The sequence below is a fragment of the Rhodopseudomonas faecalis genome, from assembly GCF_003217325.1.
Taxonomy (GTDB): domain Bacteria; phylum Pseudomonadota; class Alphaproteobacteria; order Rhizobiales; family Xanthobacteraceae; genus Rhodopseudomonas; species Rhodopseudomonas faecalis.
This window is the reverse complement of sequence record NZ_QJTI01000036.1, coordinates 1-22,814: the sequence shown is the minus strand read 5'-3', so window position 1 is coordinate 22,814 and position 22,814 is coordinate 1. Positions and strand designations below refer to the sequence as shown.

22 protein-coding genes, 1 tRNA gene and 1 pseudogene are annotated in these 22,814 nt (G+C 63.3%); 14 read left to right on the top strand and 10 right to left on the bottom strand.

From position 1 onward, the window contains the following. A pseudogene (locus tag BJ122_RS19715) lies at positions 1 to 176 on the top strand (IS481 family transposase); the annotation flags it as partial. 272 nt (positions 177 to 448) lie between these two features. On the opposite strand, the gene BJ122_RS18155 reads toward BJ122_RS19715, so the two are convergent. The 3 genes from BJ122_RS18155 to BJ122_RS18145 all read right to left on the bottom strand — a co-directional run bounded on the left by BJ122_RS18155 (position 449) and on the right by BJ122_RS18145 (position 4,368). Next, a complete protein-coding gene (locus BJ122_RS18155; protein ID WP_110782695.1) occupies positions 449 to 1,249 on the bottom strand; it encodes an FAD binding domain-containing protein in 801 nt (266 codons plus the stop codon). Positions 1,250 to 1,422: 173 nt separating this feature from the next. Beyond that, entirely contained in the window at positions 1,423 to 3,777 is a 2,355-nt protein-coding gene (locus BJ122_RS18150) for a xanthine dehydrogenase family protein molybdopterin-binding subunit (RefSeq protein WP_110782693.1), read from the bottom strand. A 120-nt stretch (positions 3,778 to 3,897) separates the two neighbouring features. Then, positions 3,898 to 4,368: a (2Fe-2S)-binding protein gene (locus BJ122_RS18145; RefSeq protein ID WP_430694804.1), complete on the bottom strand. Its 471-nt coding sequence runs from the start codon at positions 4,366 to 4,368 to the stop codon at positions 3,898 to 3,900. Between the two features lie 277 nt (positions 4,369 to 4,645). On the opposite strand from BJ122_RS18145, the gene BJ122_RS18140 reads away from it, so the two are divergent. The 9 genes from BJ122_RS18140 to BJ122_RS18100 all read left to right on the top strand — a co-directional run bounded on the left by BJ122_RS18140 (position 4,646) and on the right by BJ122_RS18100 (position 17,615). Further along, a complete protein-coding gene (locus BJ122_RS18140; protein ID WP_245407795.1) occupies positions 4,646 to 6,691 on the top strand; it encodes a methyl-accepting chemotaxis protein in 2,046 nt (681 codons plus the stop codon). 237 nt (positions 6,692 to 6,928) lie between these two features. After that, entirely contained in the window at positions 6,929 to 8,401 is a 1,473-nt protein-coding gene (locus tag BJ122_RS18135) for an MFS transporter (protein ID WP_110782689.1), read from the top strand. A gap of 6 nt (positions 8,402 to 8,407) precedes the next feature. After that, the gene (gene otsB / locus BJ122_RS18130) at positions 8,408 to 9,202 is read left to right on the top strand and encodes a trehalose-phosphatase (RefSeq protein WP_110782687.1); all 795 of its coding nucleotides are present in this window, start codon (positions 8,408 to 8,410) and stop codon (positions 9,200 to 9,202) included. Between the two features lie 282 nt (positions 9,203 to 9,484). Then, entirely contained in the window at positions 9,485 to 10,987 is a 1,503-nt protein-coding gene (locus BJ122_RS18125; protein ID WP_110782685.1) for a trehalose-6-phosphate synthase, read from the top strand. Positions 10,988 to 11,343: 356 nt separating this feature from the next. Beyond that, positions 11,344 to 11,433 (top strand) — tRNA-Ser (locus BJ122_RS18120). 121 nt (positions 11,434 to 11,554) lie between these two features. Beyond that, the gene (locus BJ122_RS18115) at positions 11,555 to 14,290 is read left to right on the top strand and encodes a type I restriction endonuclease subunit R (RefSeq protein WP_110782683.1); all 2,736 of its coding nucleotides are present in this window, start codon (positions 11,555 to 11,557) and stop codon (positions 14,288 to 14,290) included. Continuing rightward, positions 14,290 to 15,738: a restriction endonuclease subunit S gene (locus BJ122_RS18110; protein WP_110782681.1), complete on the top strand. Its 1,449-nt coding sequence runs from the start codon at positions 14,290 to 14,292 to the stop codon at positions 15,736 to 15,738. Before BJ122_RS18115 ends, BJ122_RS18110 begins: the two co-directional genes overlap by 1 nt. Continuing rightward, the gene (locus BJ122_RS18105; RefSeq protein ID WP_027278347.1) at positions 15,735 to 16,121 is read left to right on the top strand and encodes a hypothetical protein; all 387 of its coding nucleotides are present in this window, start codon (positions 15,735 to 15,737) and stop codon (positions 16,119 to 16,121) included. The genes BJ122_RS18110 and BJ122_RS18105 overlap by 4 nt, the downstream gene beginning before the upstream one ends. A gap of 39 nt (positions 16,122 to 16,160) precedes the next feature. After that, positions 16,161 to 17,615 (top strand): type I restriction-modification system subunit M, encoded by a 1,455-nt coding sequence (locus tag BJ122_RS18100; RefSeq protein ID WP_110782679.1) that lies wholly within the window; start codon positions 16,161 to 16,163, stop codon positions 17,613 to 17,615. Positions 17,616 to 17,746: 131 nt separating this feature from the next. On the opposite strand, the gene BJ122_RS18095 is transcribed toward BJ122_RS18100, so the two are convergent. From BJ122_RS18095 to BJ122_RS19365, 3 genes are all read right to left on the bottom strand, one after another. After that, positions 17,747 to 18,076 (bottom strand): hypothetical protein, encoded by a 330-nt coding sequence (locus BJ122_RS18095; RefSeq protein WP_146227225.1) that lies wholly within the window; start codon positions 18,074 to 18,076, stop codon positions 17,747 to 17,749. Positions 18,077 to 18,155: 79 nt separating this feature from the next. Next, on the bottom strand, positions 18,156 to 18,659 hold the full coding sequence (locus BJ122_RS18090; protein ID WP_110782675.1) for a hypothetical protein: 504 nt from the start codon (positions 18,657 to 18,659) through the stop codon (positions 18,156 to 18,158). A 4-nt stretch (positions 18,660 to 18,663) separates the two neighbouring features. Beyond that, on the bottom strand, positions 18,664 to 18,804 hold the full coding sequence (locus BJ122_RS19365; protein ID WP_181418999.1) for a hypothetical protein: 141 nt from the start codon (positions 18,802 to 18,804) through the stop codon (positions 18,664 to 18,666). On the opposite strand from BJ122_RS19365, the gene BJ122_RS19935 reads away from it, so the two are divergent. The 3 genes from BJ122_RS19935 to BJ122_RS18075 are packed head-to-tail and all read left to right on the top strand — an operon-like array spanning position 18,784 to position 20,081. Then, positions 18,784 to 18,855, top strand: coding sequence for a hypothetical protein (locus BJ122_RS19935; RefSeq protein WP_430694803.1), 72 nt, complete (start codon positions 18,784 to 18,786; stop codon positions 18,853 to 18,855). The genes BJ122_RS19365 and BJ122_RS19935 overlap by 21 nt on opposite strands. Then, a complete protein-coding gene (locus BJ122_RS18080; RefSeq protein ID WP_146227224.1) occupies positions 18,852 to 19,208 on the top strand; it encodes a hypothetical protein in 357 nt (118 codons plus the stop codon). Before BJ122_RS19935 ends, BJ122_RS18080 begins: the two co-directional genes overlap by 4 nt. Before the next feature lie 48 nt (positions 19,209 to 19,256). After that, positions 19,257 to 20,081 carry an LssY C-terminal domain-containing protein gene (locus BJ122_RS18075; protein WP_110782670.1) on the top strand — a complete coding sequence of 275 codons (825 nt, stop codon included), beginning with the start codon at positions 19,257 to 19,259 and terminating at the stop codon, positions 20,079 to 20,081. Between the two features lie 85 nt (positions 20,082 to 20,166). On the opposite strand, the gene BJ122_RS18070 is transcribed toward BJ122_RS18075, so the two are convergent. Beyond that, complete coding sequence (locus BJ122_RS18070) at positions 20,167 to 20,799, bottom strand: helix-turn-helix transcriptional regulator (RefSeq protein WP_245407794.1); 633 nt, start codon at positions 20,797 to 20,799, stop codon at positions 20,167 to 20,169. 324 nt (positions 20,800 to 21,123) lie between these two features. Then, complete coding sequence (locus BJ122_RS19710; RefSeq protein ID WP_245407793.1) at positions 21,124 to 21,552, bottom strand: helix-turn-helix transcriptional regulator; 429 nt, start codon at positions 21,550 to 21,552, stop codon at positions 21,124 to 21,126. On the opposite strand from BJ122_RS19710, the gene BJ122_RS19705 reads away from it, so the two are divergent. Beyond that, positions 21,544 to 21,960 carry a hypothetical protein gene (locus BJ122_RS19705; RefSeq protein ID WP_245407792.1) on the top strand — a complete coding sequence of 139 codons (417 nt, stop codon included), beginning with the start codon at positions 21,544 to 21,546 and terminating at the stop codon, positions 21,958 to 21,960. The genes BJ122_RS19710 and BJ122_RS19705 overlap by 9 nt on opposite strands. A gap of 51 nt (positions 21,961 to 22,011) precedes the next feature. Here BJ122_RS19705 and BJ122_RS18060 read toward each other — a convergent pair whose 3' ends face one another. Together BJ122_RS18060 and BJ122_RS18055 are read right to left on the bottom strand one after the other, a co-directional pair. Then, positions 22,012 to 22,539: a flagellar biosynthesis repressor FlbT gene (locus BJ122_RS18060; RefSeq protein ID WP_110782669.1), complete on the bottom strand. Its 528-nt coding sequence runs from the start codon at positions 22,537 to 22,539 to the stop codon at positions 22,012 to 22,014. A gap of 137 nt (positions 22,540 to 22,676) precedes the next feature. Further along, a partial coding sequence (locus BJ122_RS18055) for a flagellin (RefSeq protein WP_146227215.1) occupies positions 22,677 to 22,814 on the bottom strand: 138 nt, incomplete at its 5' end.

The following is a 22,814-nucleotide window of genomic DNA, read 5'->3' as shown; positions in this document are numbered from 1 at the left end:
GCCTCTGGCAGGTGCCACGCGCCTTGCGCGGTGAACGCCTCGCCGTGCGGCCGCTCGACCAGGACGGTCGCTATGGAATCTTCTTCGGATCGTGGTCAGTCGCAACGATCGACTTGACCACGCCCAAAAGTGTCAGTGATGTCCCCGAACAGGTGTCCGACATGTCCCCGGGCTAAACACTTGTCGCGGGCATCCACGTCTTGAAAGCGCTGCAAGATCAAAGACGTCATGGCCGGGACGAAGCCCGGCCATGACGTGCGGATGGGTTGGTATCAATTTCCGTTGGCATCAGACCGGGTAAGCCAAGCCAGATTGTGTCAGCGAAGCCAGCACGAGCAAGCGGAGCGCTGTGACCTGCTCCGCTTGTGCTTTGTCAGCGATCTTTGAGCCAGCGATCTTTGATCAGGTGCCCGATCCTTGATTCTGGTCCTTGATCAGCTCACGGCTCTCAGCCGGCCGCGACCACGGCGCGCTGCGCCATCACCTTGATCAGATTGGCGCGATAATCCGAACTGCCGTGAATATCGGCCATCAGCCCTTCTTCGGACACGGCGATGTTTTCCAGCGCCGCGGCTGACCAGTCGCGCGCCAAAGCCTGTTCGATCACCTCGACCCGCATCACGCCGTTCTGCGACGCGCCGGTGGCGGCGACCCGGATCTCGCCGGATTTGTGCTTGGCGACGAACACGCCGGTCAGCGCGAAGCGTGACGCCGGGTTACGCATCTTGGCATAGCCGGCCTTGGCCGGGATCGGGAACGCGATCGCCGTGATGATCTCATTGTCCTGCAACGCGGTGGAGAACAGCCCGGTGAAGAACTGATCGGCCGGGATCGCGCGCTGATTGGTGTGCACGGTGGCATTGAGCGCCAGCACCGCCGCCGGGAAGTCGGCGTTGGGATCGTTGGTGGCGATCGAGCCGCCGATCGTGCCGCGATAGCGCACCGCCGGATCGCCGAGCACCGACACCAGTTGCGCGATCGCCGGGATGGTGCGGTTGACGTCGGCGCTGCTCAGGATGTCGTAATAGGCGGTGGCGGCTTTGATGGTCAGCGTGTCGGCGCTGGCCTCAATGCCGACCAGCGCCGGAATGCGGGTGATGTCGATGACGTCGCTGGGCGCGTTCAGCCGCTGCTTCATCACCGGAATCAAAGTGTGGCCGCCGGCGAGATATTTGGGATCGCTGGCTTCGGCGAACAACGCCACCGCCTCTTCGACTGTGGTCGGGCGGTGATAGTTGGTCGGATACATCGCACTCTCCCTCAGGGACAAATTGATTGTGTCGTGGGTCCGATCAAATGGTCATGTCATGGCGCGCAGTAGCCGGTTCGGCGACACGCACCGGCGCGGCGCCGCCTTGGTGGGGCAGCGCTGCTGCGGGGTTTGGCGTGAGTGCTGCGCTGCTGCGCCGGTCATGATGCACCTCATTCCGCGGCCTGCTTCAGTTGCATCGCGTGCCAGACCCGGTCCGGGGTTGCCGGCATTTCCAGCCGATTGTGGCCGATCGCATCGGTGACGGCATTGATCACCGCCGCGGATGCGCCGATCGCGCCGGCTTCGCCGCAGCCTTTGACGCCGAGCGGATTGCTCGGGCACAGCGTGGTGGTGTGCGACAGCTCGAACGAGGGCAGATCGTCGGCGCGCGGCATGGCGTAGTCCATGAACGATGCGGTGATCAGCTGGCCGGTGTCGTCATAGACCGCGCGTTCCAGCAGCGCCTGGCCGATGCCCTGCGCCAGCCCGCCATGGACCTGGCCCTCGACCACCATCGGATTGATCAGCCGGCCGAAATCATCGACCGCGACAAAGCGCTCGATCCGGGTCTGGCCGGTGCCGGGATCAACCTCGACTTCGCAGATATAGCTGCCGGCCGGGAAGGTGAAGTTGACGGGGTCGTAGAACGCGCTTTCTTTCAGCCCGGGCTCCATGCCGTCCGGCAGATTGTGCGCGGTGTAAGCGGCGAGCGCCACCATCGGCAGCGCGATCGCCTTGTCGGTGCCGGTCACTTTGAACTCGCCATTCTCGATGACGATGTCGTTCTCGCTGGCTTCGAGCTGATGCGCGGCGATCTTCTTGGCCTTGGCCTCCACCTTCTCCATCGCCTTGAAGATCGCCGACATGCCGACCGCGGCCGAGCGCGAGCCATAGGTGCCCATGCCGAACTGCACCTTGTCGGTGTCGCCATGGATGATCGACACCTGGCTGATCGAAATACCGAGCCGGTCGGCAACCAGCTGCGCAAAGGTGGTTTCGTGGCTCTGGCCGTGGCTATGGCTGCCGGTCAAAATCTCGATGGTGCCGACCGGATTGACCCGGACTTCGGCCGATTCCCATAGCCCGACGCCGGCGCCGAGGCTGCCAACCGCCTTGGACGGCGCGATGCCGCAAGCCTCAATGTAGCAGGAGAAGCCGATGCCACGGCGCTTGCCGGCGCGCTGCGAGGCCGCGCGGCGCGCGGCGAAGCCGGCATAGTCGATCGCCTTGAGCGCGGCATCGAGCGAAGCGACGAAATCGCCGGTGTCATAGGTCATGATCACCGGGGTCTGATGCGGGAACTGCGTGATGAAGTTCTTGCGGCGCAGTTCGGCGGGATCGACATTGAATTGCCGCGCCGCGGTCTCCATCAGCCGTTCCAGCAGATAGCAGGCTTCCGGCCGGCCAGCGCCGCGATAGGCATCGACCGGCGTGGTATTGGTGTAGACGCCGATCACCTCGGCATGGATCGCCGGGATGTTGTACTGGCCCGACAGCAGCGTGGCGTAGAGATAGGTCGGCACCGAGGACGAGAACAGCGACATATAGGCGCCGAAATTGGCGTGGGTCTTCACCCGCAGCCCGAGGATCTTGTGGTCCTGATCGAAGGCCATCTCGGCATGGGACACGTGGTCGCGACCATGGGCGTCGGTGAGAAACGCCTCGGAGCGATCGCCGGTCCATTTCACCGGGCGGCGCACTTTCTTGGCGGCCCACAGCGCCACCATCTCCTCCGGATAGATGAAGATCTTCGAGCCAAAACCGCCGCCGACATCGGGCGCGATCACGCGCAGCTTGTGTTCCGGCGCGATGTTGTAGAACGCCGACAGCACCAGCCGCGCCACATGTGGATTTTGCGAGGTGGTGTGCAGCGTGAAATGTTCTTCGGCGTCATTGTAGTCGGCGAGCGCGGCGCGCGGCTCCATGGCGTTCGGCACCAGCCGGTTGTTGACGAGGTCGAAGGTCACGACATGGGCCGCCTTGGCGAAGGCGTCGTTGACCGCGGCTTCGTCGCCGAGCGTCCAGTCATAGACCATGTTGCCGGGGGCTTCGGGGTGCAGCTGCGGCGCGTCGGCCCCCAAGGCCGCCTCGATATTCGGCACCGCCGGCAGTTCTTCGTAATCGACCACCACCGCTTCGGCGGCATCGCGGGCGAGATTGCGGCTGTCGGCGATCACCACCGCGACTGCCTGGCCGACAAAGCGCACGATCTCCGGCGCCATCGCCGGCCACGCGCCCATGCGCATCGCCGAGCCGTCCTTGGAATGCACCGCCCAGCCGCAGATCAGATTGCCGATCTTGTCGTCGACAATCTGCTGCCCGGTGAGCACATCGACCACGCCTGGCATTGCCTTGGCGGCGCTGACGTCGATGCTGCGAATCCGGGCGTGGGCATGCGGGCTGCGCACGAAATACGCATGCGCCATGCCGGGAAGCTTGATGTCGTCGACATAGCGGCCCTTGCCAGTGATGAAACGGCGATCTTCCTTGCGCACCACGCTTGCGCCGATGCCTTCAACGCCCATGCGATCTCTCCTTTGGCGGGCTGGTCGAGCGCGCTGTCAGCCAGCGGATCGCAGCCGCTTGTCGTTCGGTTAAGCTTGTCGCGCGGCGCTGCCGCCGCAGCGCACTGTTCGGCCGTGCCGTTATTCCGCAGCGAGCGGCATCTTCATGCGCGCCGCGGCGTCCATTACCGATTTGACGATGTTGTGATAGCCGGTGCAGCGGCAGATATTGCCCTCCAGCTCCTGGCGCACGGTCTCTTCATCGAGATCGGCGCCGTAGCGATTGACGATGTCGATCGCCGACATGATCATCCCGGGCGTGCAATAGCCGCATTGCAAACCGTGATTATCGCGGAACGCCGCCTGCATCGGATGCAGTTCGTCGCCGCGCGCAATGCCTTCGATGGTGACGATATTGGCGCCGTCGGCCTGGCCGACCAGCGTGGTACAGCTTTTCACGGCGCGGCCGTCGATATGCACGACGCAGGCGCCGCATTGGCTGGTATCACAACCGACATGGGTCCCGGTCAGGCCGAGATGGTCGCGCAATACGTTAACGAGAAGTGTTCTGTCTTCGACATCGACGGACACCGCCCTGCCGTTCACAGTCATATTGACCTGGGCCACCCGAACCTCCCGCTACTTTTTAATTAGTCCGATTAGAAGCGCGGCCGCCGAAGTTTGCAACCGGGAATTTCGCCGCGGGCTTGGGATGTTGCCGATGCTGCATTGCACCTGTGGAACCTGGCAGGAACCTGCGCCGCACCCTCGTCAACTCCACAACCGTGGATTTACGTGGCTTTAGCGGTTGTGAGTTAGCGTGCTGCACGCCTTCGCTCGGCCTGACCCCGGAGGCACCGCGACTGATAACTAAGAAACGGGGGTAGACGTGACTTATTCGGGATCGACCGGAACGGGGGGCACTGCCGCCCGGCTGCCAGCGCTGCGCTTTCGCGGCAAGATTACGTTGGGCTTTGCGGCCGTTCTCGGCATCACCGCTGTCATCATGGGCCTGGCCTATCTCGGCTTCGAGCGGGTCTCCGGCGTGGTCAGCAGCTATCGCGCCGGCGTTGCCGAATCCGATCTCGCCCGCAATATCGACCGGGAACTGACCGCCTATCAGGCGGGAACCCGCTATTTTGTGGTGACCGGCAAGGACGAGGACGCCAAAGCGGCGCTCGCTGCCGAGGCCGCGCTGAAACAGGCGATCGAGCAGTCGCTGGCGGCGACCCGCAACAGCGGCCGGCAGGAGCGGATCACGCGGCTGGCTGCCGAGTTCAGCAATTTCACCAAGCTGTTTGCCGAAATCATCGCGCTGAAGGCCGACAGCGCCCGCGTCACCCAGAACCAGTTGGTGCGCGGCGGCACCAGCCTGCGCTACAAGCTCGACGATCTCGCCAGCATCGCGGCCGATGAGGAACTACCTGCCGTGGAACTCGGCGCCAAGCAGGTCGGCGGCCAATATGCGGCGGCCTCGGCGCTGGTGAATACCTTTGTCGTCAAGGCCGATCCGGCGGTGGCGGATAGCGCGGTGGCGCGGCTGAAATTCGTCGAAAACTCGATCGCCGCGATTTCATCCGACAACAGCGCCATCACGGCCAAGCTGAAAGAGATCACCGACCTAGTCGACGGCTACCGCGCCGCGCTGATCAAGCTGATCAGCAATGCCAAGGCGATCGACGGGCTGGTGGCGCAGATGACCAATTCGGCGGTGGCGATCAGCCAGAGTTCGGCGGCGATGAAGGCCGATCTTTTGGCCGAGCAGCAGCGGCTGGAACGGGAATCCAACGCCATGGTGCACAGCACCGAGCAGATGCTGATGCTTCTCGGCGTCGGCGGGCTGCTGCTCGGCGTGGTGCTGGCGCTGCTGCTCGGCCGCGGCATGTCGAAGCCGATGACCGAAATGTGCGCGGCGATGCGCCGGCTGGCGAGCGGCGATTTCGACGTGGTGCTGCCGGGGCTCGGCCGCCGCGACGAGATCGGCGACATGGCCGCCGCCGTGGAAGCTTTTAAGGTCGAAGCGGTCCGTAAGGCCGAACTCGACGCCCACGCCCAGGAAACCCAGACCCTGGCGGCGGCGGCCGAGCGGCGCGCCGAACTGATCCGGTTCGCCGACGAGTTCGAAACCGCTGTCGGCTCGATCGTCGCCCACGTCTCGGAATCGGCCGCACAATTGGAAGTCGCGGCCGGCACGCTCAGCCGCACGGTGGAAACCACGCAAAACCTCTCGGGCCGCGTCGCCGGGGTGTCGTCGAGCGCCTCGACCGACATGCAATCGGTGGCGAGCGCCACCGAACAGCTGTCGGCGTCGGTCGGCGAGATCAGCCGTCAGGTCGAACAGTCGAGCCGGATCGCCGAAGGCGCGGTGACCCAAGCCCGCCAGACCGACGAGCGCATCGGCAAGCTCAGCAAGGCCGCCGAGCAGATCGGCGAGGTGGTCAAGCTGATCACCGCGATCGCCGAGCAGACCAATCTGCTGGCGCTGAACGCCACCATCGAAGCGGCGCGCGCCGGCGAGTCCGGACGCGGCTTTGCGGTGGTGGCTTCGGAAGTGAAATCGCTGGCCAGCCAGACCGCGAAAGCCACCGAAGAGATTTCTGTGCAGGTCGCCGAGATGCAGAGCGCCACCGCCGACTCCGTGGCGGCGATCAAGCAGATCGACGACACCATCGGCCAGATCTCGTCGATTGCGGCCACCATCTCGGCAGCGGTGACGCAGCAGGGCTCGGCCACCAGTAACATCGCGCAAAATGTTCAGAACGTCGCCCATGGCACTGCCGAGGTGGCGGGCGACATCGAGGCGGTCAATCGCGGCGCGGCGGAAACCGGCGTGGCGTCTTCGCAAGTGCTGCAATCGGCGCGCAGCCTGGCTTCGGAAAGCACGCGGCTGCGGGCCGAGCTCGATCGCTTCATGGCCAATATCCGCGCCGCTTAGCAGCTACGCAACGCTTCGGCGATGGCCACCAACGATCCATGCATGATGGCCAGGCTAGTCCCGGCCATTGTCGTTTATCATCGGGCTCAGCGGTCGACGGCAGCGTGATCGCGCGGGAACCGTTGCGACACGGCTTGGTTGATGCACGGCCTCTCGGCCGCGGTGTGAATGCGGCCCAGGAGGCGCTGGCGATCAATGCGCTGGCGATCGTTGCGCCGTGCTGCCGGAGGCCGCTTCATGAACGATCCGCGTCCGCTCGCTCCCGCAGCCGCAAAGGCGGTGCCGGCGCGCGAGGACGCGCGGCTGATCGAGACCGACATTCCGGCGCGGCTCGACCGGCTGCGCTGGAGCGGCTTTCACACTCGCGTGGTGCTGGCGCTCGGCATCACCTGGATTTTGGACGGCCTGGAAGTGACCTTGGCCGGTTCGCTGTCCGGCGCGCTCAAGGACAGCGCGGTGATGCGCTTTTCCAATCTCGATGTCGGCATCGCCAACAGCGCCTATCTCGTCGGCGCGGTGCTGGGCGCGCTCGGCTTCGGCTGGCTCACCGATCGCATCGGCCGCAAGAAGCTGTTTTTCATCACGCTGGCGCTCTATCTCGCGGCCACGGCGGCCACCGCGCTATCGTGGAACCTGGCGAGCTACGCGCTGTTTCGTTTTCTCACCGGCGCCGGCATCGGCGGCGAATACACCGCGATCAACTCCACCATTCAGGAGCTGGTGCCGGCGCGCTATCGCGGCTTCACCGATCTCGTGATCAACGGCAGTTTCTGGCTCGGTGCCGCGCTCGGCGCGGTCGCCGCGATCGTGCTGCTCGATCCGGCGGTGATCGATCCGGAAGCCGGCTGGCGGATCGCTTATTTCAGCGGCGCGGTGCTCGGGCTGGTGGTGTTCGTGATGCGCTTTTGGATTCCGGAAAGCCCTCGCTGGCTGATGATCCATGGCCAGCCGGAGCGGGCACAGCAGATTGTCGCCGAGATCGAGCACGGCGCGCGGCATGATGGCTCGCTGCCGCTGCCGACCATCCGCTTGCGGATGCGCAGCCACACGCCGCTGCGCGAGGCCGCGCACACGCTGTTTGTCACCCATCGGCGCCGCGCGTGGGTGGGGCTGACGCTGATGACCGCGCAGGCGTTCTTCTACAACGCGATCTTTTTTACCTATGCGCTGGTACTGACCGATTTCTACGGCATCGCCGCCGCCAATGTCGGCTGGTACATTCTGCCGTTCGCCGCCGGCAATTTCCTCGGCCCGCTGCTGCTTGGCCGGCTGTTCGACACGCTGGGGCGGCGGGTGATGATTCCGCTGACCTATGGAACTTCTGGGCTGCTATTGGCGTTATCGGGCTATCTGTTCTCGATCGGCGTGCTCAGCGCCCAGACCCAGACCATCGCCTGGATGGTGATCTTCTTCTTTGCCTCGCCCGCGGCGAGCGCCGCTTATCTCACCGTCAGCGAGACTTTTCCGCTGGAGATTCGCGCCCTAGCGATTGCGCTGTTTTACGCGATCGGAACCGGAATCGGCGGCGTGATCGGCCCTGCGCTGTTTGGCGCGCTGATCGACACCGGCTCGCGCGCCAGCGTGTTTGCCGGCTATCTGCTCGGCGCGGCGTTGATGCTGGTGGCCGCATTGGTGTCACGCCGCTATGGTATCGCTGCCGAGCGGCGCTCGCTGGAATCCGTGGCGCGGCCGCTGGCGGTGGTGGAGTGAAGTCGAATGAAACAGGACGTGGTGCCACAGCGCATCGCTGACCATGAATTGCTGCGCGCGCCGACCCATGACGATCTGCCGCCGCTCGACCACTGCGCGATTCTGCTCGATATCGATGGCACGTTGCTCGATCTGGCGCCGACACCGCATGAAGTGGTGGTGCCGCCCGGCCTCGACCAGGTGTTGATCGCGCTGCAGCAGCGGGCCAGCGGCGCGCTGGCGCTGGTGAGCGGTCGTTCGCTCGCCGATATCGATCGGATCTTCGCGCCGGTGCGCTTTGCGGCGGTCGGCGGCCACGGCGCCGAAATGCGCATCAACCCCGACACCGACGTGGCATCGGTGCAAGCGCCGCCGATCAATGAGCAATTGAAACAGCGGCTGGCGGCGATCGCAGCACTCGATCCGCGCATTCTGTTGGAAGACAAAGGCTATGCGCTGGCGCTGCATTATCGACAGGCGCCGCATGCGGAACGCGCGATCTATGAGGCGGTGTCGGTGATCCGCGCCGATCTGCCGAGCGTGCCGTTTGAAGTGCTGCCCGGCAAGGCGGTGTGCGAGATCAAGCCGGCCGGTGTCACCAAAGCGTCGGGCGTGCATGAACTGCTGCGCCATCCGCCGTTCCGCGGCCGGCGGCCGATGTTCATCGGTGATGACGTCACCGACGAGACGGTGTTTGCGATCATGCCTGATCTGCGCGGCGTGGCTTATTCCGTCGGCCGTCATGCCACCGGCGTCAATGGCTTCTTTGCAGCGCCGTGCGATGTGCGCCGCTGGCTGGCGCAATGGCTCGTGCGGCCATGATGATCATCATGGCACGCGATTAGTTCCGAGCGTGGAACTTGCCGCGAATGGTTTTGAGTTGGAACTTGTGCGGCCGCGATCAGCAGCAAAGCCACACACAACTTGAACTATCTTGCCGTTGCATAGCAGATTTCGCAGCAATCTGAGCATATTGCGCGGCCACCGACGCATTACAGCCGCAAAGCGTCACCAAGTTCCCGGAACGATATCGATGAACAGCTGTTTATCTTCCGACCTTTGTTGTGTCGGAAGATCAAACAGGCAAACCGGGAGGGGACCCCAGTGAAGCTCATCGTCGTCTCGAACCGGGTGGCGCGCGCCACCGCGAACGAGCCCCTGACAGGCGGGCTCGCGGCCGCGCTGCTGCCCGTGGTGGAAAAAACCGGTGCGATCTGGGTCGGCTCGAGCGATCGGGTACGCGACCGCAGCCAAAAGGATCCGTTCGCGGCCGTGGAAGCGCTTGGCGCCGGTGCGCTGGCGATGGTGGAACTGCCGGCCGCGCATTATGCCGGCTATTATGAGGGCTTTGCCAATTCGGCGCTGTGGCCGGCGCTGCATTCGCGGCTCGATCTGGTGCGCGTCTCGCATGAGGACTACAAATCCTATCGCGAGGTCAACGCCTTCATGGCGCGCACGCTGCTGCGATTCCGCAAGCCGGACGCGGCGTTCTGGATTCAGGATTATCACTTCCTGGCGCTTGGCGCGGAACTGCGCAGCCTGGGCGTCAGCGAGCCGATCGGCTTCTTCCTGCATACGCCCTGGCCGTCGGCGACCACCATCACCGGCGTGCCCAATCATCGCGAGCTGATCGAGGCGATGCTGGCCTATGATCTGATCGGCTTTCAGACTGTCGATGATCGTCATAATTTCTTGGACTATCTCAGCACCGAACTGAATTACGCCGTGGACGGCGACACTGTCAGTTCGCGCTACGGTATTTCGCGCTGCGCGGTGTTCCCGATCGGCATCGACGCCGACAAATTCGCCGCGCAGGCGGTGCGTGCCAGTTCGCATCCCGAAGTATCGCGGCTGCGGCGCAGTCTGCTCGATGGCGAAAAGCTGATCATCGGCGTTGACCGGCTCGATTATTCCAAGGGGTTGATGCATCGTATCAGCGCGTTCGACCAGATGCTGACCGCGCAGCCCGGGCTGCACCGGGCGGTGTCGCTGCTGCAAATCGCAACACCGTCACGCGGCACCATCGATGCCTATGGCGCGCTGCAAGGCGAGCTCGCGAAGCTGGTCAGCGATGTCAACGGCCGCCACGGCGAAGTCGACTGGACGCCGATCCGCTATCTCAACAAGGGATTTGGCCAGACCGTGCTGGCCGGTCTCTATCGCTGTGCGCAGGTCGGGCTGGTGACGCCGGTGCAGGACGGCATGAATCTGGTCGCCAAGGAATATGTTGCGGCCCAGAACCCGGTCGATCCCGGCGTGCTGGTGCTGTCGAAATTCGCCGGCGCCGCCGACGAGCTCGACAGCGCGCTATTGGTCAATCCGCATGACGTGCAGGGCATGGCGCGCACGCTGGCGCTGGCGCTGGCCATGCCGCAAAACGAGCGGCGCATGCGCTGGGAAGCGATGATGGCCAAGCTGCGGCAGCGTTCGATCCACACCTGGTTCTCGGATTATGTCGCGGCGTTGCAGGCGGCGCATCTGGCCAATCAGCCCGATGACGACGCCAGCGAGGTCGCCTGGAGCGAGCCGCCGATCGCGTCGGCGCCGCATCGCGCCGAATTGCCGGCGCTGCGCAGCGTCAGCGGCGAGGGCTTTCGCTTCAGCTGAAGGCAGTACGGCGGAGCCTTGTGACCGCGGCTCCGGCGACGTTTGAGGCCGGCGGTGAGGGGGCATCGCCCGGCGCCGCTCGCTTGGGGGCGCCCGGGCCACCCGTTCTTCATTGCGCGGGCGCCAGACCCGGTTGATCGTTGACCACAGTACGCCTGAGCTCGGGATTGAGTCGCGGCGTGGGTCCGATCAGACGCCGCGCCGTCAGCCTGCGCCGCCGCTGGCGGCGCCGAGCCCGGCCCCCAGCAGTCCCGCGCCAGAAAATCCACCGGACATTTCAATTGCTTGGATAAATCGCCCCGGCTTTGCGCGCGGCTCTTGCAAAATGGCGCGCAGCCCGTCATGAGAAGGCGCCCGGAGAGATGGCCGAGTGGCTTAAGGCGCACGCTTGGAAAGCGTGTGTACGGGAAACTGTACCGTGGGTTCGAATCCCACTCTCTCCGCCATGACTAAGTCATTGATTTAAAAGTGAAGTCGAGGGCGGCTTTCCTGCCCGCGGCTGGTAAGCGCGCCGGCTGAGACGGAATTCTACTTCCGAGGGCACCTGAGTTCGACTACAGCTCAGGTATGAGCGAAACCGCCTTCCACCCCGAGGATAAGGCCCGGTCGTCGATCGACCGGCGGCTGGTCGGGTGTGGGTGGCTGGTGCAGTCGCGCGAGGACATGAATCTTGGGGCCGGTCCTGGCGTGGCGGTCCGCGAATTTCAGACCGCCTCCGGCCCCGTCGACTACGCGCTGTTCGTCGGCCGCCGGCTGTGCGGCGTGATCGAGGCCAAGGCCGGCGGAACCACCCTGTCCGGGTTCGCCGAGCAGGCCGAGCGCTATATCGCCGATCTGCCGAAGCACTTGATCCGCGAGGAAGGCCAGGTCCGCTTCGAATACGTGGCGTCGGCCACCGAAACGCTGTTTCGGGATCATGCCGACCCGGCGCCGGCCTCCCGCCGGGTCTTCACCTTCCACCGGCCGGAGACGCTGGAGCGGTGGCTGAAGGAGCCGGCGACGCTGCGCGGCCGGCTCCAGACGCTCCCGGCGGTGGTCACCGACGGGCTGCGCGCCTGCCAGATCGACGCCGTCGCCGCCCTCGAAAAGTCGATGGCCGAAAACCAACCGCGCGCCCTGGTGCAGATGGCGACCGGCGCCGGCAAGACCTTCACCGCCTGCACGTTGAGCTACCGGCTGCTGGCGCATGCCGGCTTCAAGCGCATCCTGTTCCTCGCCGACCGCGCCAACCTCGTCCGGCAGACGCGCGACGAGTATCTGGCCTACCGCCCGCCGGGGACCGGCCGGTCGTTCTCCGAAATCTACAACGTCCAGAAGCTCGGCCCGGCCGGCCTCGACAAGGACGCCCAGATCGTCGTCGCGACGATCCAGCGGGTCTACTCGGTCCTGACCGGCAAGGAGCTGTCGGAGGAGGACGAGGAAGGATCGGCGTTCGAGGCCTCGCGGGCCGACACCGAGCGCCTAGTCACCTACAATTCCGCCATCCCGATCGAGACCTTCGACCTCGTCATCACCGACGAATGTCACCGCTCGATCTACGGCACTTGGCGCCAGGTGCTGGACTATTTCGACGCCTTCATCGTCGGCCTGACGGCGACGCCGTCGCCGCACACGATGGGCTTCTTCCAACGCAATCTGGTGGCGCAATATCCTTACGAACGTTCGGTGGTCGACGGCGTCAACGTCGGTTTCGAGGTGTTTAGGATCAGGACCGAGATCGGCGAACGAGGCTCCACCGTGAAGGCCGGCTACGATTTGCCGGTGCGCGACAAGCGCACCCGCGCTGAGCGTTACGAAACGTTGTCCGAGGATTTCTCCTACACCCCCGACCAGATCGACCGCACCGTGCTGGTGCCGAACCAGATTCGCACCGTGCTGGAGACCTACCGCGACACGCTGTTCACCGAGCTGTTTCCTGGCCGCAGCGAGGTGCCGAAGACGCTGATCTTCGCCAAGGACGACCATCACGCCGAGGAAATCACGCTGATCGTCCGCGAGGTGTTCGGCAAGGGCAACGACTTCGCCAAGAAGATCACCTACAACAGCGGCGCCGATCCAGAAGAACTGATCCGGCGCTTTCGTAACGACTACAATCCGCGTATCGCCGTCACCGTTGACATGATCGCCACCGGCACCGACGTCAAACCGCTTGAGGTGCTGATCTTCCTGCGCGACGTGCGGTCCGAGCTGTACTTCGAGCAGATGAAGGGGCGGGGTGCTCGCACCATCTCGCCCGAGAAGCTGCGCGAGGTCACCCCTGACGCCGAAGCCAAGACCCGGTTCGTGCTGATCGACGCCGTCGGCGTCTCCGAAAGCCTCAAGACGGTATCGCAGCCGCTGGAGCGCGACCGCAAAATCGGTTTTGACAAGCTTATCGACGAGATCGCGGCGGGGCGGCGCGACGACGACGCCTTTGCAACGCTGGCGGCACGCCTGGCGGCTCTCGACCGCCGGATCGGCGACAAGGACCGCGCCGCCATCGTCAAGGCGTCGGGTGGCGTCGATCTGGCGGGTCTCGCCTCCCGCCTGCTGGATGCCATCGACCCGGACGTGCTCGCCGGCCGGGTGCCGGCCGACGCGCCGGCGGCGGAGCAGACCAAGGCCAAGGACGCCGCCAAGGAAGGCGCCGCCGCGCTGTTCGACGATCCAGCGCTACGTCGGCTGCTGAAGGATGTGAAGGCTGCGGCCGACATCCGGATCGACACCATCTCCATTGACGCCGTCGTGTCGTCCGGCTGGGACGCGAACAAGGCGGCCGACACCGTCGACCGGTTCAAACGCTTCCTCGACGAGCGCCGTGACGAGCTGGTCGCCCTGCAAATCCTCTACCGGCAGCCCTACGCACAGCGCCGGCTGACCTACGACGCCGTGGACGACCTCCGCGAGGCGCTGAGGCGCCCGCCGTGGCTGCTGGAGCCGGTCGACATCTGGCGCGCCTACAAGCGGCTGTCGGCCGAGAAGGTCCGCGGCAACCCTGCCGGCACACTGGCTGACATCGTCATGCTGGTGCGCTACGCCATCGGTGAGAGTGAGTCGCTGGACTCCTTGCCCTCGGTGGTCGCCGGCCGATTCAACCTCTGGCTCGGCCGCGAGGAGAAGGCGGGGCGGACCTATTCGGACGAGCAACGGGCCTGGCTGACGGCGATCCGCGACCATATCGGCGTCAACATCGAAATCCGGCCCGAAGACATGATGGACGCGCCGGAGTTTTCCGCGCGCGGCGGCATCGTCAGGGCGCGGGCGCTGTTCGGCGCAAGGCTGCCGGCGTTGCTGGATGAGTTGAACGGGGTGTTGGTGGCGTAATGGCGCTCGGTTTGGCGCTGACGGAGGAAAGTCAGCAATCGTTCGACACGAAACAGTCGCAGGGTCTTCCTCACGGTTGGACTTGGACGACGCTTGGTACCGTTCTGCCAATTCAATATGGGAAAGCTCTACCGGAGCGAATTCGCAACCAGCAAGGGAAAGTGCCGGTCTTCGGTTCGAGCGGCCGCGTCGGATTGCACGATGAGGCAATCGCTCCAGGCAATTCGTTAATCGTCGGTCGAAAAGGATCGGCAGGTTCGGTGCACTTCTCCGAAGTACCGTGCTGGCCGATTGACACGGCATATTTCAGCGAAGGCACAAGCGCGATTGATATTCGATACGCCTATTGGTACCTGCAACTACATCAGCTTGGTCGGCTGGATCAATCTACTGCCATTCCGAGCTTGAGCCGAGATCGCTATAACGTTCAGCCTATCCCACTTGCGCCTCGCGCCGAACAACGCCGGATTGTGGCACGGATCGATGCGCTGTTCGCCGAGATCGCCGAGGGCGAGGCGGCGCTGGCGGCGGCGCGCAACGGGCTGGAAACATTTCGACGCGCCCTGCTGAAAGCCGCCGTCACCGGCGAGCTGACGGCGGATTGGCGCGCTGCTTGCGCCGCTTCTGAGACGGGACATGACTTTCTGGTGCAACTCCTGAAGGAACGCGCCGGCGCAACGACAGGACGCCGCTTCCGTCGCACATCCAATGCGACGACTGCCGAAGCTATAGCGGTTGAGAAACTACCTGATGGTTGGACGTGGGCGAAGCTTTGCGACCTTGCAGATATTGGCACAGGTGGAACGCCGCTCCGATCGGAGCGAAGATTTTGGGAAGGCGGCAACGTAGCTTGGTTTACAAGCGCCGCAACAGGTCTTCCATTCGCCTCAGTGCCCAACGAGTTCATCACCGAACAAGCACTCGAAGAAAGTAACTGTCGTATCTATCCCGCAGGAACACTGCTTGTTGCTATGTACGGGGAAGGAAAGACGAGGGGGCAGATTACTGAATTGACAGTTTCCGCCGCGTGCAATCAAGCTTGCGCCGCGTTACAAATTCCAGAGCCTACCATGAAGACTTGGGTGAAGCTCTGGTTCGGCTCGTTCTATCTGCAGCTTAGAAAGCAGGCTGCAGGAGGAGTTCAGCCCAATCTCAATCTTGAAATAATCAAATCGTTGACGCTACCAATTCCGCCTCTCGCGGAAATCGTCGAGATTCTTTCTCGCGTCGCTGAGGCTATCGCCGCCTCGACCGACACGCTTGGAACGCTCGACGCGGAGGCCGCTGACGCCGCGCGGCTGAAGCAGTCGATCCTGAAGGCTGCCTTCGAGGGGCGTCTGGTCCCTCAAGATCCCGCCGACGAGCCGGCCAGCGCGCTGCTGGCGCGGCTTTCGGCGCCGGCCCCGGAGGCTCGGCGCGGACGTGGCGCAAGGACGCGCGCGAAATGACCGACGAACGCGCGCCGCCGTTCGCTGACCGCTGGGTTCGCATCATGTGCGACTATGCGGCCGAGGGCGTCTGGGACAAGGAGGGCCGCTCGATCTCCGCCGAAGACCTGCCGGTGCCGTTCGACATCCACCGCATGCTGCTGGGCTGGCAGGAATGGTACGAAGCCTCCGATCGAGGTGGCGACGACTTGCCGCCGTTCGACGGCGCCGCGCACGCCGCCTTCGGCCTGTACATCGCCCGCAGGGTCAAGCGCGCGCTGCCGGACTGGACCGTGATCTATTTCGACGAGAGCAAGTTGCCGCCACGCGGCGCGCCTGATTTGCCGCGCCACGCTTACGAATACGAAATCCATCTTCCGGACTGCCCGCCCGGAAAATCGTGATCACCCGTGCGCATCCGCGCCTCTCGATGAAAGTCCGCCGTGAACCCGCAATCGCTCGTCGCCAAGGTCTGGAATTTCGCGCATGTGCTGCGCGACCAGGGCGTGTCGTACCAAGCCTATATCAGCCAGATTTCCTACCTGTTGTTCCTCAAGATGGACGAGGAGCGCGTGGAGCAGATCGGCGAGGCATCGATGCTGCCCGACGGTGCGCGCTGGGCCGACATCAAGGAACTGTCCGGCGAGGCGCTGGGCGTGACCTACGGCAAGTTGCTCGAAAAGCTCTCGAAGCAGCCGGGCATCATCGGCGCGATCTTCCTAAAGGCGCAGAACGAAATTCAAGACCCGGCCAAGCTCAAGCGCCTGGTCGGCCTGATCGACGGCGAGACATGGTTGGCCCTGCCGGTCGATGTGAAGGGCAGCATCTATGAAGGGCTGCTCGCTCGTAACGCCGAGGACGTCAAGTCCGGCGCGGGCCAATACTTCACGCCGCGGCCGGTGATCGAGGCGATGGTCACGGTGGTCGATCCGAAACCGCACCAGACCATTCATGACCCGGCCTGCGGCACCGCCGGTTTCCTGCTCGCGGCGTGGGAGCACATGAAGCAGCACCCGAAGGCACGCGACCGTCGGGTCTATTCCGAGCTGAAGAACAAATTTTCCGGCGTCGACATCGTCCCCGAGGTGGTCCGGCTCGCGGCGATGAACCTGTATCTGCACGGCATCACCGGCGTGGACTCCATCGTCGAGCAAAAGGACGCGCTGCTCGGCGCCGGCGGCAAGACCTTCGACGTGGTGCTGACCAATCCGCCGTTCGGCAAGAAGCAGAGCTACCGCATCGTCCGCGACGACGGCGAGATCGACTCTGAGCGCGAGGACTACGACCGCCAAGATTTTTTCGTCACCACGTCGAACAAGCAGCTCAACTTCCTCCAGCATATCATGACCGTGCTGGCGCCGAACGGCGAGGCGGCGGTGGTGCTGCCCGACAACGTGCTGTTCGAGGGCGGCGCCGGCGAAACCATCCGGCGCCGGCTTTTGCAAAACTTCGACTTCCACACCCTGCTGCGGCTGCCGACCGGCATTTTCTACAAGCAGGGCGTCAAAGCGAACGTGCTGTTCTTCGACAAGAAGCCGCCGTCGGAGGCTGCCTCGACCAAGGAGCTGTGGATTTACGACTTGCGGACCAACCAGCGCTTCACCCTGAAGGAGCGCCCGATGGTTCGCGCCGACCTCGACGACTTCGTCGCTTGCTATCGGTCCGGCCACCGCGCCGAGCGCGCCGAGACCGAGAAGTTTCGGCGCTACCCGCTCGACACGCTGCTGGCGCGCGACAAGGTCAACCTAGACATCTTCTGGCTCAAGGACGACGCCCTCGACGACCCCGACCTGCTGCCGCCACCCGACGAGGTCGCCGCCGAGATCGTCGAGAATCTGGAAACCGCGCTGGAGCGCTTCCGGAACGTGGCGAAGGCGCTGGGGGAAAGTCAGCCGTAGAGGAACATCCGCCGAGGCTTTTCGACAGTTTCAGTTTGGGGAGTGGGGATGGCTGAGATCACGCGCAAAGCTCATCTGCATGTCATCGACCCCGGGAAAAATCCGCATCACCGTGTCGGGATCGACGATCGTCAAGCTGAGCTGCATGTTCTGGTACATGAATCGCTGGCGCATTCGGAGATCAGGTGGATGTGTTTGCCATCCTCCTTGCGCGCTTTGATGCGGCATTGCCCGGTCTTACCGACGATGCGATCGCCCGCAACGATGAAGCCGCCGCCGTAAATATCGGAGTTGTCGCTAAAGGCGATCTGCGATCCTTTGCGCGTGAATATTTTGGCACAGTTCTCCGGGCTGCTGGCCCACGCGCCGTTGAGATCAAACGCCTGCGCTGGCACGGCCAAGGTGACGCTCGCACTAAGCGCCGCTGCGATCATGACGCTCGCACCTCGCATGGTGATCATGAGTGTGGCTCCTGCTGCTTGTTGCCGCGGCCTAGGTGGTCCGCGCCAGGTTACTTCATTTGTTAGGTTGCGGGTCCTATCAGCCCCGACGCACGAAAAACTCTTCGAACAGAGTGGCGTGGCCGAGCCGTTTGCCAATCTCGGTCAGCGCGAAATACGGGATCAATGCGATGAAGATGATCAGGCCAAAGGCCAACGCCTCTTGCAGGTTCAGTGTATCGAGTGATGCGAGCGTCCCGAGCCGCAACTCTCCATGCCAAGCCTTGATGATGATCTCTTCCAAAAGATGAGACACGATCAGAGCGCACGCGAAGATCGCGGACTTGTAGAGGGTCGGATAGATCAGCGGCTTGTATTTGCGACTATCCGCCAAATGGACGGCCTCGCCGAGATAGACGATCTTGGCGAGTACCAGCGCATTCACCAGTGCAAAGCCCTGATGATAGAACGGGTGCGGCTCGTTCAGGATGATCGATTTGTGAAGCGCGAACAAGCCAAGCAGAATCCAAAAATAACCAAAGATCCAGAACAGCCGCTTCGCTTCTTCGATGCTCTTGGCCTTCAGTGTCTCGCTGCGTATCATCGTGTCATCGAACCTCTGCAAGCCTGCTCAGCTTTGGCTCGCCAACGGCGACCGACTTGACAAATCTCAATTCATCAAGTGCCATCAGGTCTCGGCGCCGCTCGGCCAATATGATTCCAGCAAGCTGATCAATCTCGGCAATCATCGCTGGAAAATCCGGCCGGAGATCGGGGCGTCGAAAGCGATCGGCCTGTGACTGTAGAAGCCGCGCAAGGCATGGTGCTGTTCACCGACGATGCCGACTATTTTGGCGGTCACGTTCTTGAACAGCGACCGATCTATACGACGCGCGCCAATCTGATTTACCGATTCGACCGCGCCTCGGCATCGTTGAACGTGCTTTACTTCACGGGAGGGCAAACGGCCGTCGATGGTGTGAACCGAGATGATCGCATCGAGACGTGGCGGTTCGGCGGCGCGCTGACCATCGATGTCGATCTGCATCATTCTGTCAAACTGTATGGCAGCCGAGGGGTGACCCAGCGCCCCGGCACCAACTACGATATCCTTGGCATGTCGTGGCAATATAAATGGGGAGCTGGCCTGTAGAGCCATTCTCAGAAATTGGGTGAATAACGCAACAGGGGATGATCGACGGTGCGGCTTTTGATACGGCTTTTGCAGCGCCTGCTGGTAGTCATTCTGGGCATTGTCACGGTCTGGCTGATCGTGTTCGTGATCTTCGAGACCGCAGACAGCAGATTGCCCTGGATCATCGCCGTCGCTGTCACCTATGGCGCGGCGGCCTATGTCATTCTGCCGCGCGTGATCCGTTTGGGCCTCAAAATTCTCCAGCATCGGCGGGTGCCTAGCTACACGATCACGGCCGACGGGCTGCCCGGAGACCCTGTCAATGTCGCGCTGGTCGGTACGCTCACGCAGCTTCGCGCGAGTTTCGCAGCGATGGGTTGGTCGGAAGCCGATCGATTGAGCCTGGCGAGTAGCTGGAAGATGGCGCTCGCGTTCGTCTTGAATAGACCCTATCCCACTGCACCGTTCAGCACGCTGTATTTGTTCGGCCGTGGTCAGGACATCGGCTTTCAGAAGGCGATCGATAACAGCCCGCGACAACGTCATCACATCCGCTTTTGGGCGTTGAGCCTAACGCGCGCACAGCAGAGCTGGTCGGATGCCGGCTTCTGGGCAAATACCGAACGGCCGCTGACCGACGAAACCGTGCTCTGGGTCGGAGCCGGCACGCGAGATACCGGCCTGTCCCTGACCCGGCTGACATTTCAGATCACGCACGCCACCGATGCCGACACCAATGCCGAGCGTGATTTCATCGTGGCGCAGCTGCTGAGCAGCGGATCGATCGAGACGGTGGAAATACATAAGGCCGGCGATAACCTGCCGGCACGGGTCAACCGCTATGTGACCGATGGCGACATCGCGCTCGCCAATTTGTCGATCAAAGCATGAGCCGGGCAGGGGACTGCCACCAAGCGGATCTCGATGGTGTTCGGAGCGGCGTCGCGAAGGCCGATCCGCAATCAGTGCCGGAGGCTTAGCGCCGCGCGCTGGCCATGAATTCGACCAGCCCCGAAACGCCGAGCTTGGCGTAGATACGCTTGATCTGCGATCGGATGGTGTCGATGGTGACGTTGCGTCGCTGCGCGATTTCGGCGGGCCGGCGGCCGCTTAACAGTTCTGTCGCGACTTCGCGTTCGGCTGGAGTGAGCAACAGCGCGGCGTCGGGCTGCAGTTCGGCGGCATTCGACATTGACGGCGGTTCGATCACCAGCAATGCGGCGGCGTCGGCCGCGCCGTTCTGTGCCCCCACCGGGATCGGCGATAGCCGAAGGTGTGTGCAAAGACCATCATCGCCGGTCACGGACACCGAGCAGGTCGTCGAATTGGCATCGGCTGTCGCAGCTGATCGCGTCACGCAATCAAGGCACGGCTGCAGATCGAGATCGATGTCGATCGGTCCGGCGGCGCATCGACAATCGGCGATGGCGCGCGACGATGGCGTGCGGCGCAGCTGATCCTTGCGGATCGTCAGAACTCCGCTTTGCGACAACAGTGTTTTGGCTTGCGGAGAGACGTGACTGCAGTGGCCGCTGCGATCGAGAATGATGGTGTGGATCGACAAGGCATCCAGCGCTCCTGACAGCACGCGTCGGTCAGTCTGCAACACGGTGATGTCATCGTCCGGAGTGCGGGTGGGCGTTTGAGACGCATCCGATATTTTGCGAAGCATTTCGATTCAGGGCATTCCAGATTGCGCGGCGTCTCACGGCCCGCACGACAGCGAGAGCATTTCAGGCTGATCGGCAACCTGAAATTGCAGGTCTCAATAACACTTCGCCAATCCGGAAGTCACGCAGCGGTTGCCCGTTTTGGCAGAACATTGCGGCGTTGATCCCCAGCCTTTCGGATAACAGCCGCGCCATGTGCTTGGTTGATATGCTTGGCAGATGAGATCGGCTGGCCGGACGATCGCCGCTTCTGTTCGCCGCGATCAATGGCGGTAGGCTTGCGCCTGCAAACCAAGCGCCGCGCTGTTGCGCACGGCGAAAAGCGCGGCCTGGGTGCGATTGGCGACATTCAGTTTCTGAATGACATTCGCCACCTGGGACTTCACGGTGTTGATGCTCATGTCCCGTTCCTTGGCGATCTGCCGGTTGCTCATGCCGCTGGCCAGATAGGACAGCAATTCAATCTGCGGCCGGGTCAGATCGTCGAGAATGCGGTCATCCGGCTGAGCCGGCGCGGCCGGTGCTTGCAGCGGCCGCCCGTTTGAGCCTGCAAGCGCATCAGCGACGGCTCTGCGCACCACGCCGAGCACCGCGGTTTCGACTTGCGCGGCCGCGGCGGCGCCTTGCCCGACCATCAGCGCCGATAAGTCGCGCCGTCCGCCGAGCAACACAGATAGATCGATGTGCAGCACCAGAATCGTGCCAGCGCTGTCGCCGCGCGGCATGGCAGCAATCAAGAAATATTTGCGTTCGCCGTCCTCTTCGCGCCAGCTGACGGTGCCAAAGAAATCCACGCTCTCTTCGGCGAGATTCTTGAAGCCGTTCAGCAGTTCCAGCGAATGGCGGTCCGGCCGGATGCAGGTATCGAAATAGCTTTTGCCAACCTTGACCGGCGCGCTGCCCGAGCCGCGGTTGGTCCACCCATCGCTGATTTCGAGAATCTTGCCGGATCGATCAACGACAACGGCGCTGATGCCGATCTCCTTGATGATTTCCGACAGCTTGAAGTCCAACATTTCGGGCAGACGCTTGATCAGGTCGCAATCGATACTTCGGCCCAAAGCAGGGCGATTCGTATCAATGCTCGTATATTTACGTAGTATTAAGGTTGACGGCGGCTCACCGTCATCCCCAATTTTGGGGATGGCGGTTTACGCAAGTGACGCAGCTGTCGCAGCCACGCTGGCGCTGCTGCTCGCGCTGTCGCGGCGATAACGGCGCCGATCGCGCACGAATTCCACTGAAGGCGCGGTGCGCACAGTGCCGTGTTGGATCGGCGCAGGCTCGTCGGCTGCGGCCGACCAGGCCTTGTTGGTTTCGGTGGCATCGAGCAGCTCGCGATAGGCTTTCAACGCCGCATAGATGCGGCCATCGGCGATCGCCGCGCCCGCCTTACGAATCGTCTCGGCAGCGGCCGGCATCTCCTCGAGCAGTTGCTGGGCCTTATCGTGATAGCTATCGGTGGTGATGCCGTCGCGGCACAGATACAGCTTCTGCAGGCACAGATAGACTTGGCGCAAAGTGGTGTCAGCACGATCGTCGGGCATGAAATTGGCCTGACGCAGCACCGGCGCTGTGCCTTCGATTGAGAAGGTCGAAGGCTCGATCCAGCCATTGATCAGCGTCACCGGGCCGACCTCGATGCGCTCAAACGGCTTGAGCGTGATCTTCAGGCCCATGACAATCCCCGCGCTGCTAACGCCGTCGTTGCGCCGTGCGGTCGTTGCCGCGTGGTGATTGTCATGTCCCGGTCCCCTTGTATTGCCATGGTAATCCGGCGACGGCGTTTGAGCCGCCGCCGGATCAGTTGTTGTGGTTAGCGCAGCAGCTGCAGCACGCTCTGCTGCGAGGAGTTGGCGAGCGACAGCGCGGACACCGCGATCGACTGGCGGGTCGACAGCGCCTGGCTGTTGGCCGCTTCCTCGTTGGTGTCGGCCAGCGTCAGGTTCGACGA

Coding starts and splice junctions, on each gene's coding strand:
- BJ122_RS18155 (WP_110782695.1), bottom strand. CDS start 1,249: ATGTATCCGACCAACTATCACCGCCCGACCACAGTCGAAGAGGCGGTG.
- BJ122_RS18150 (WP_110782693.1), bottom strand. CDS start 3,777: ATGGGCGTTGAAGGCATCGGCGCAAGCGTGGTGCGCAAGGAAGATCGC.
- BJ122_RS18145 (WP_430694804.1), bottom strand. CDS start 4,368: ATGACTGTGAACGGCAGGGCGGTGTCCGTCGATGTCGAAGACAGAACA.
- BJ122_RS18135 (WP_110782689.1), top strand. CDS start 6,929: ATGAACGATCCGCGTCCGCTCGCTCCCGCAGCCGCAAAGGCGGTGCCG.
- otsB (WP_110782687.1), top strand. CDS start 8,408: ATGAAACAGGACGTGGTGCCACAGCGCATCGCTGACCATGAATTGCTG.
- BJ122_RS18115 (WP_110782683.1), top strand. CDS start 11,555: ATGAGCGAAACCGCCTTCCACCCCGAGGATAAGGCCCGGTCGTCGATC.
- BJ122_RS18110 (WP_110782681.1), top strand. CDS start 14,290: ATGGCGCTCGGTTTGGCGCTGACGGAGGAAAGTCAGCAATCGTTCGAC.
- BJ122_RS18105 (WP_027278347.1), top strand. CDS start 15,735: ATGACCGACGAACGCGCGCCGCCGTTCGCTGACCGCTGGGTTCGCATC.
- BJ122_RS18095 (WP_146227225.1), bottom strand. CDS start 18,076: ATGATCACCATGCGAGGTGCGAGCGTCATGATCGCAGCGGCGCTTAGT.
- BJ122_RS18090 (WP_110782675.1), bottom strand. CDS start 18,659: ATGATACGCAGCGAGACACTGAAGGCCAAGAGCATCGAAGAAGCGAAG.
- BJ122_RS19365 (WP_181418999.1), bottom strand. CDS start 18,804: ATGATTGCCGAGATTGATCAGCTTGCTGGAATCATATTGGCCGAGCGG.
- BJ122_RS18060 (WP_110782669.1), bottom strand. CDS start 22,539: ATGGGCCTGAAGATCACGCTCAAGCCGTTTGAGCGCATCGAGGTCGGC.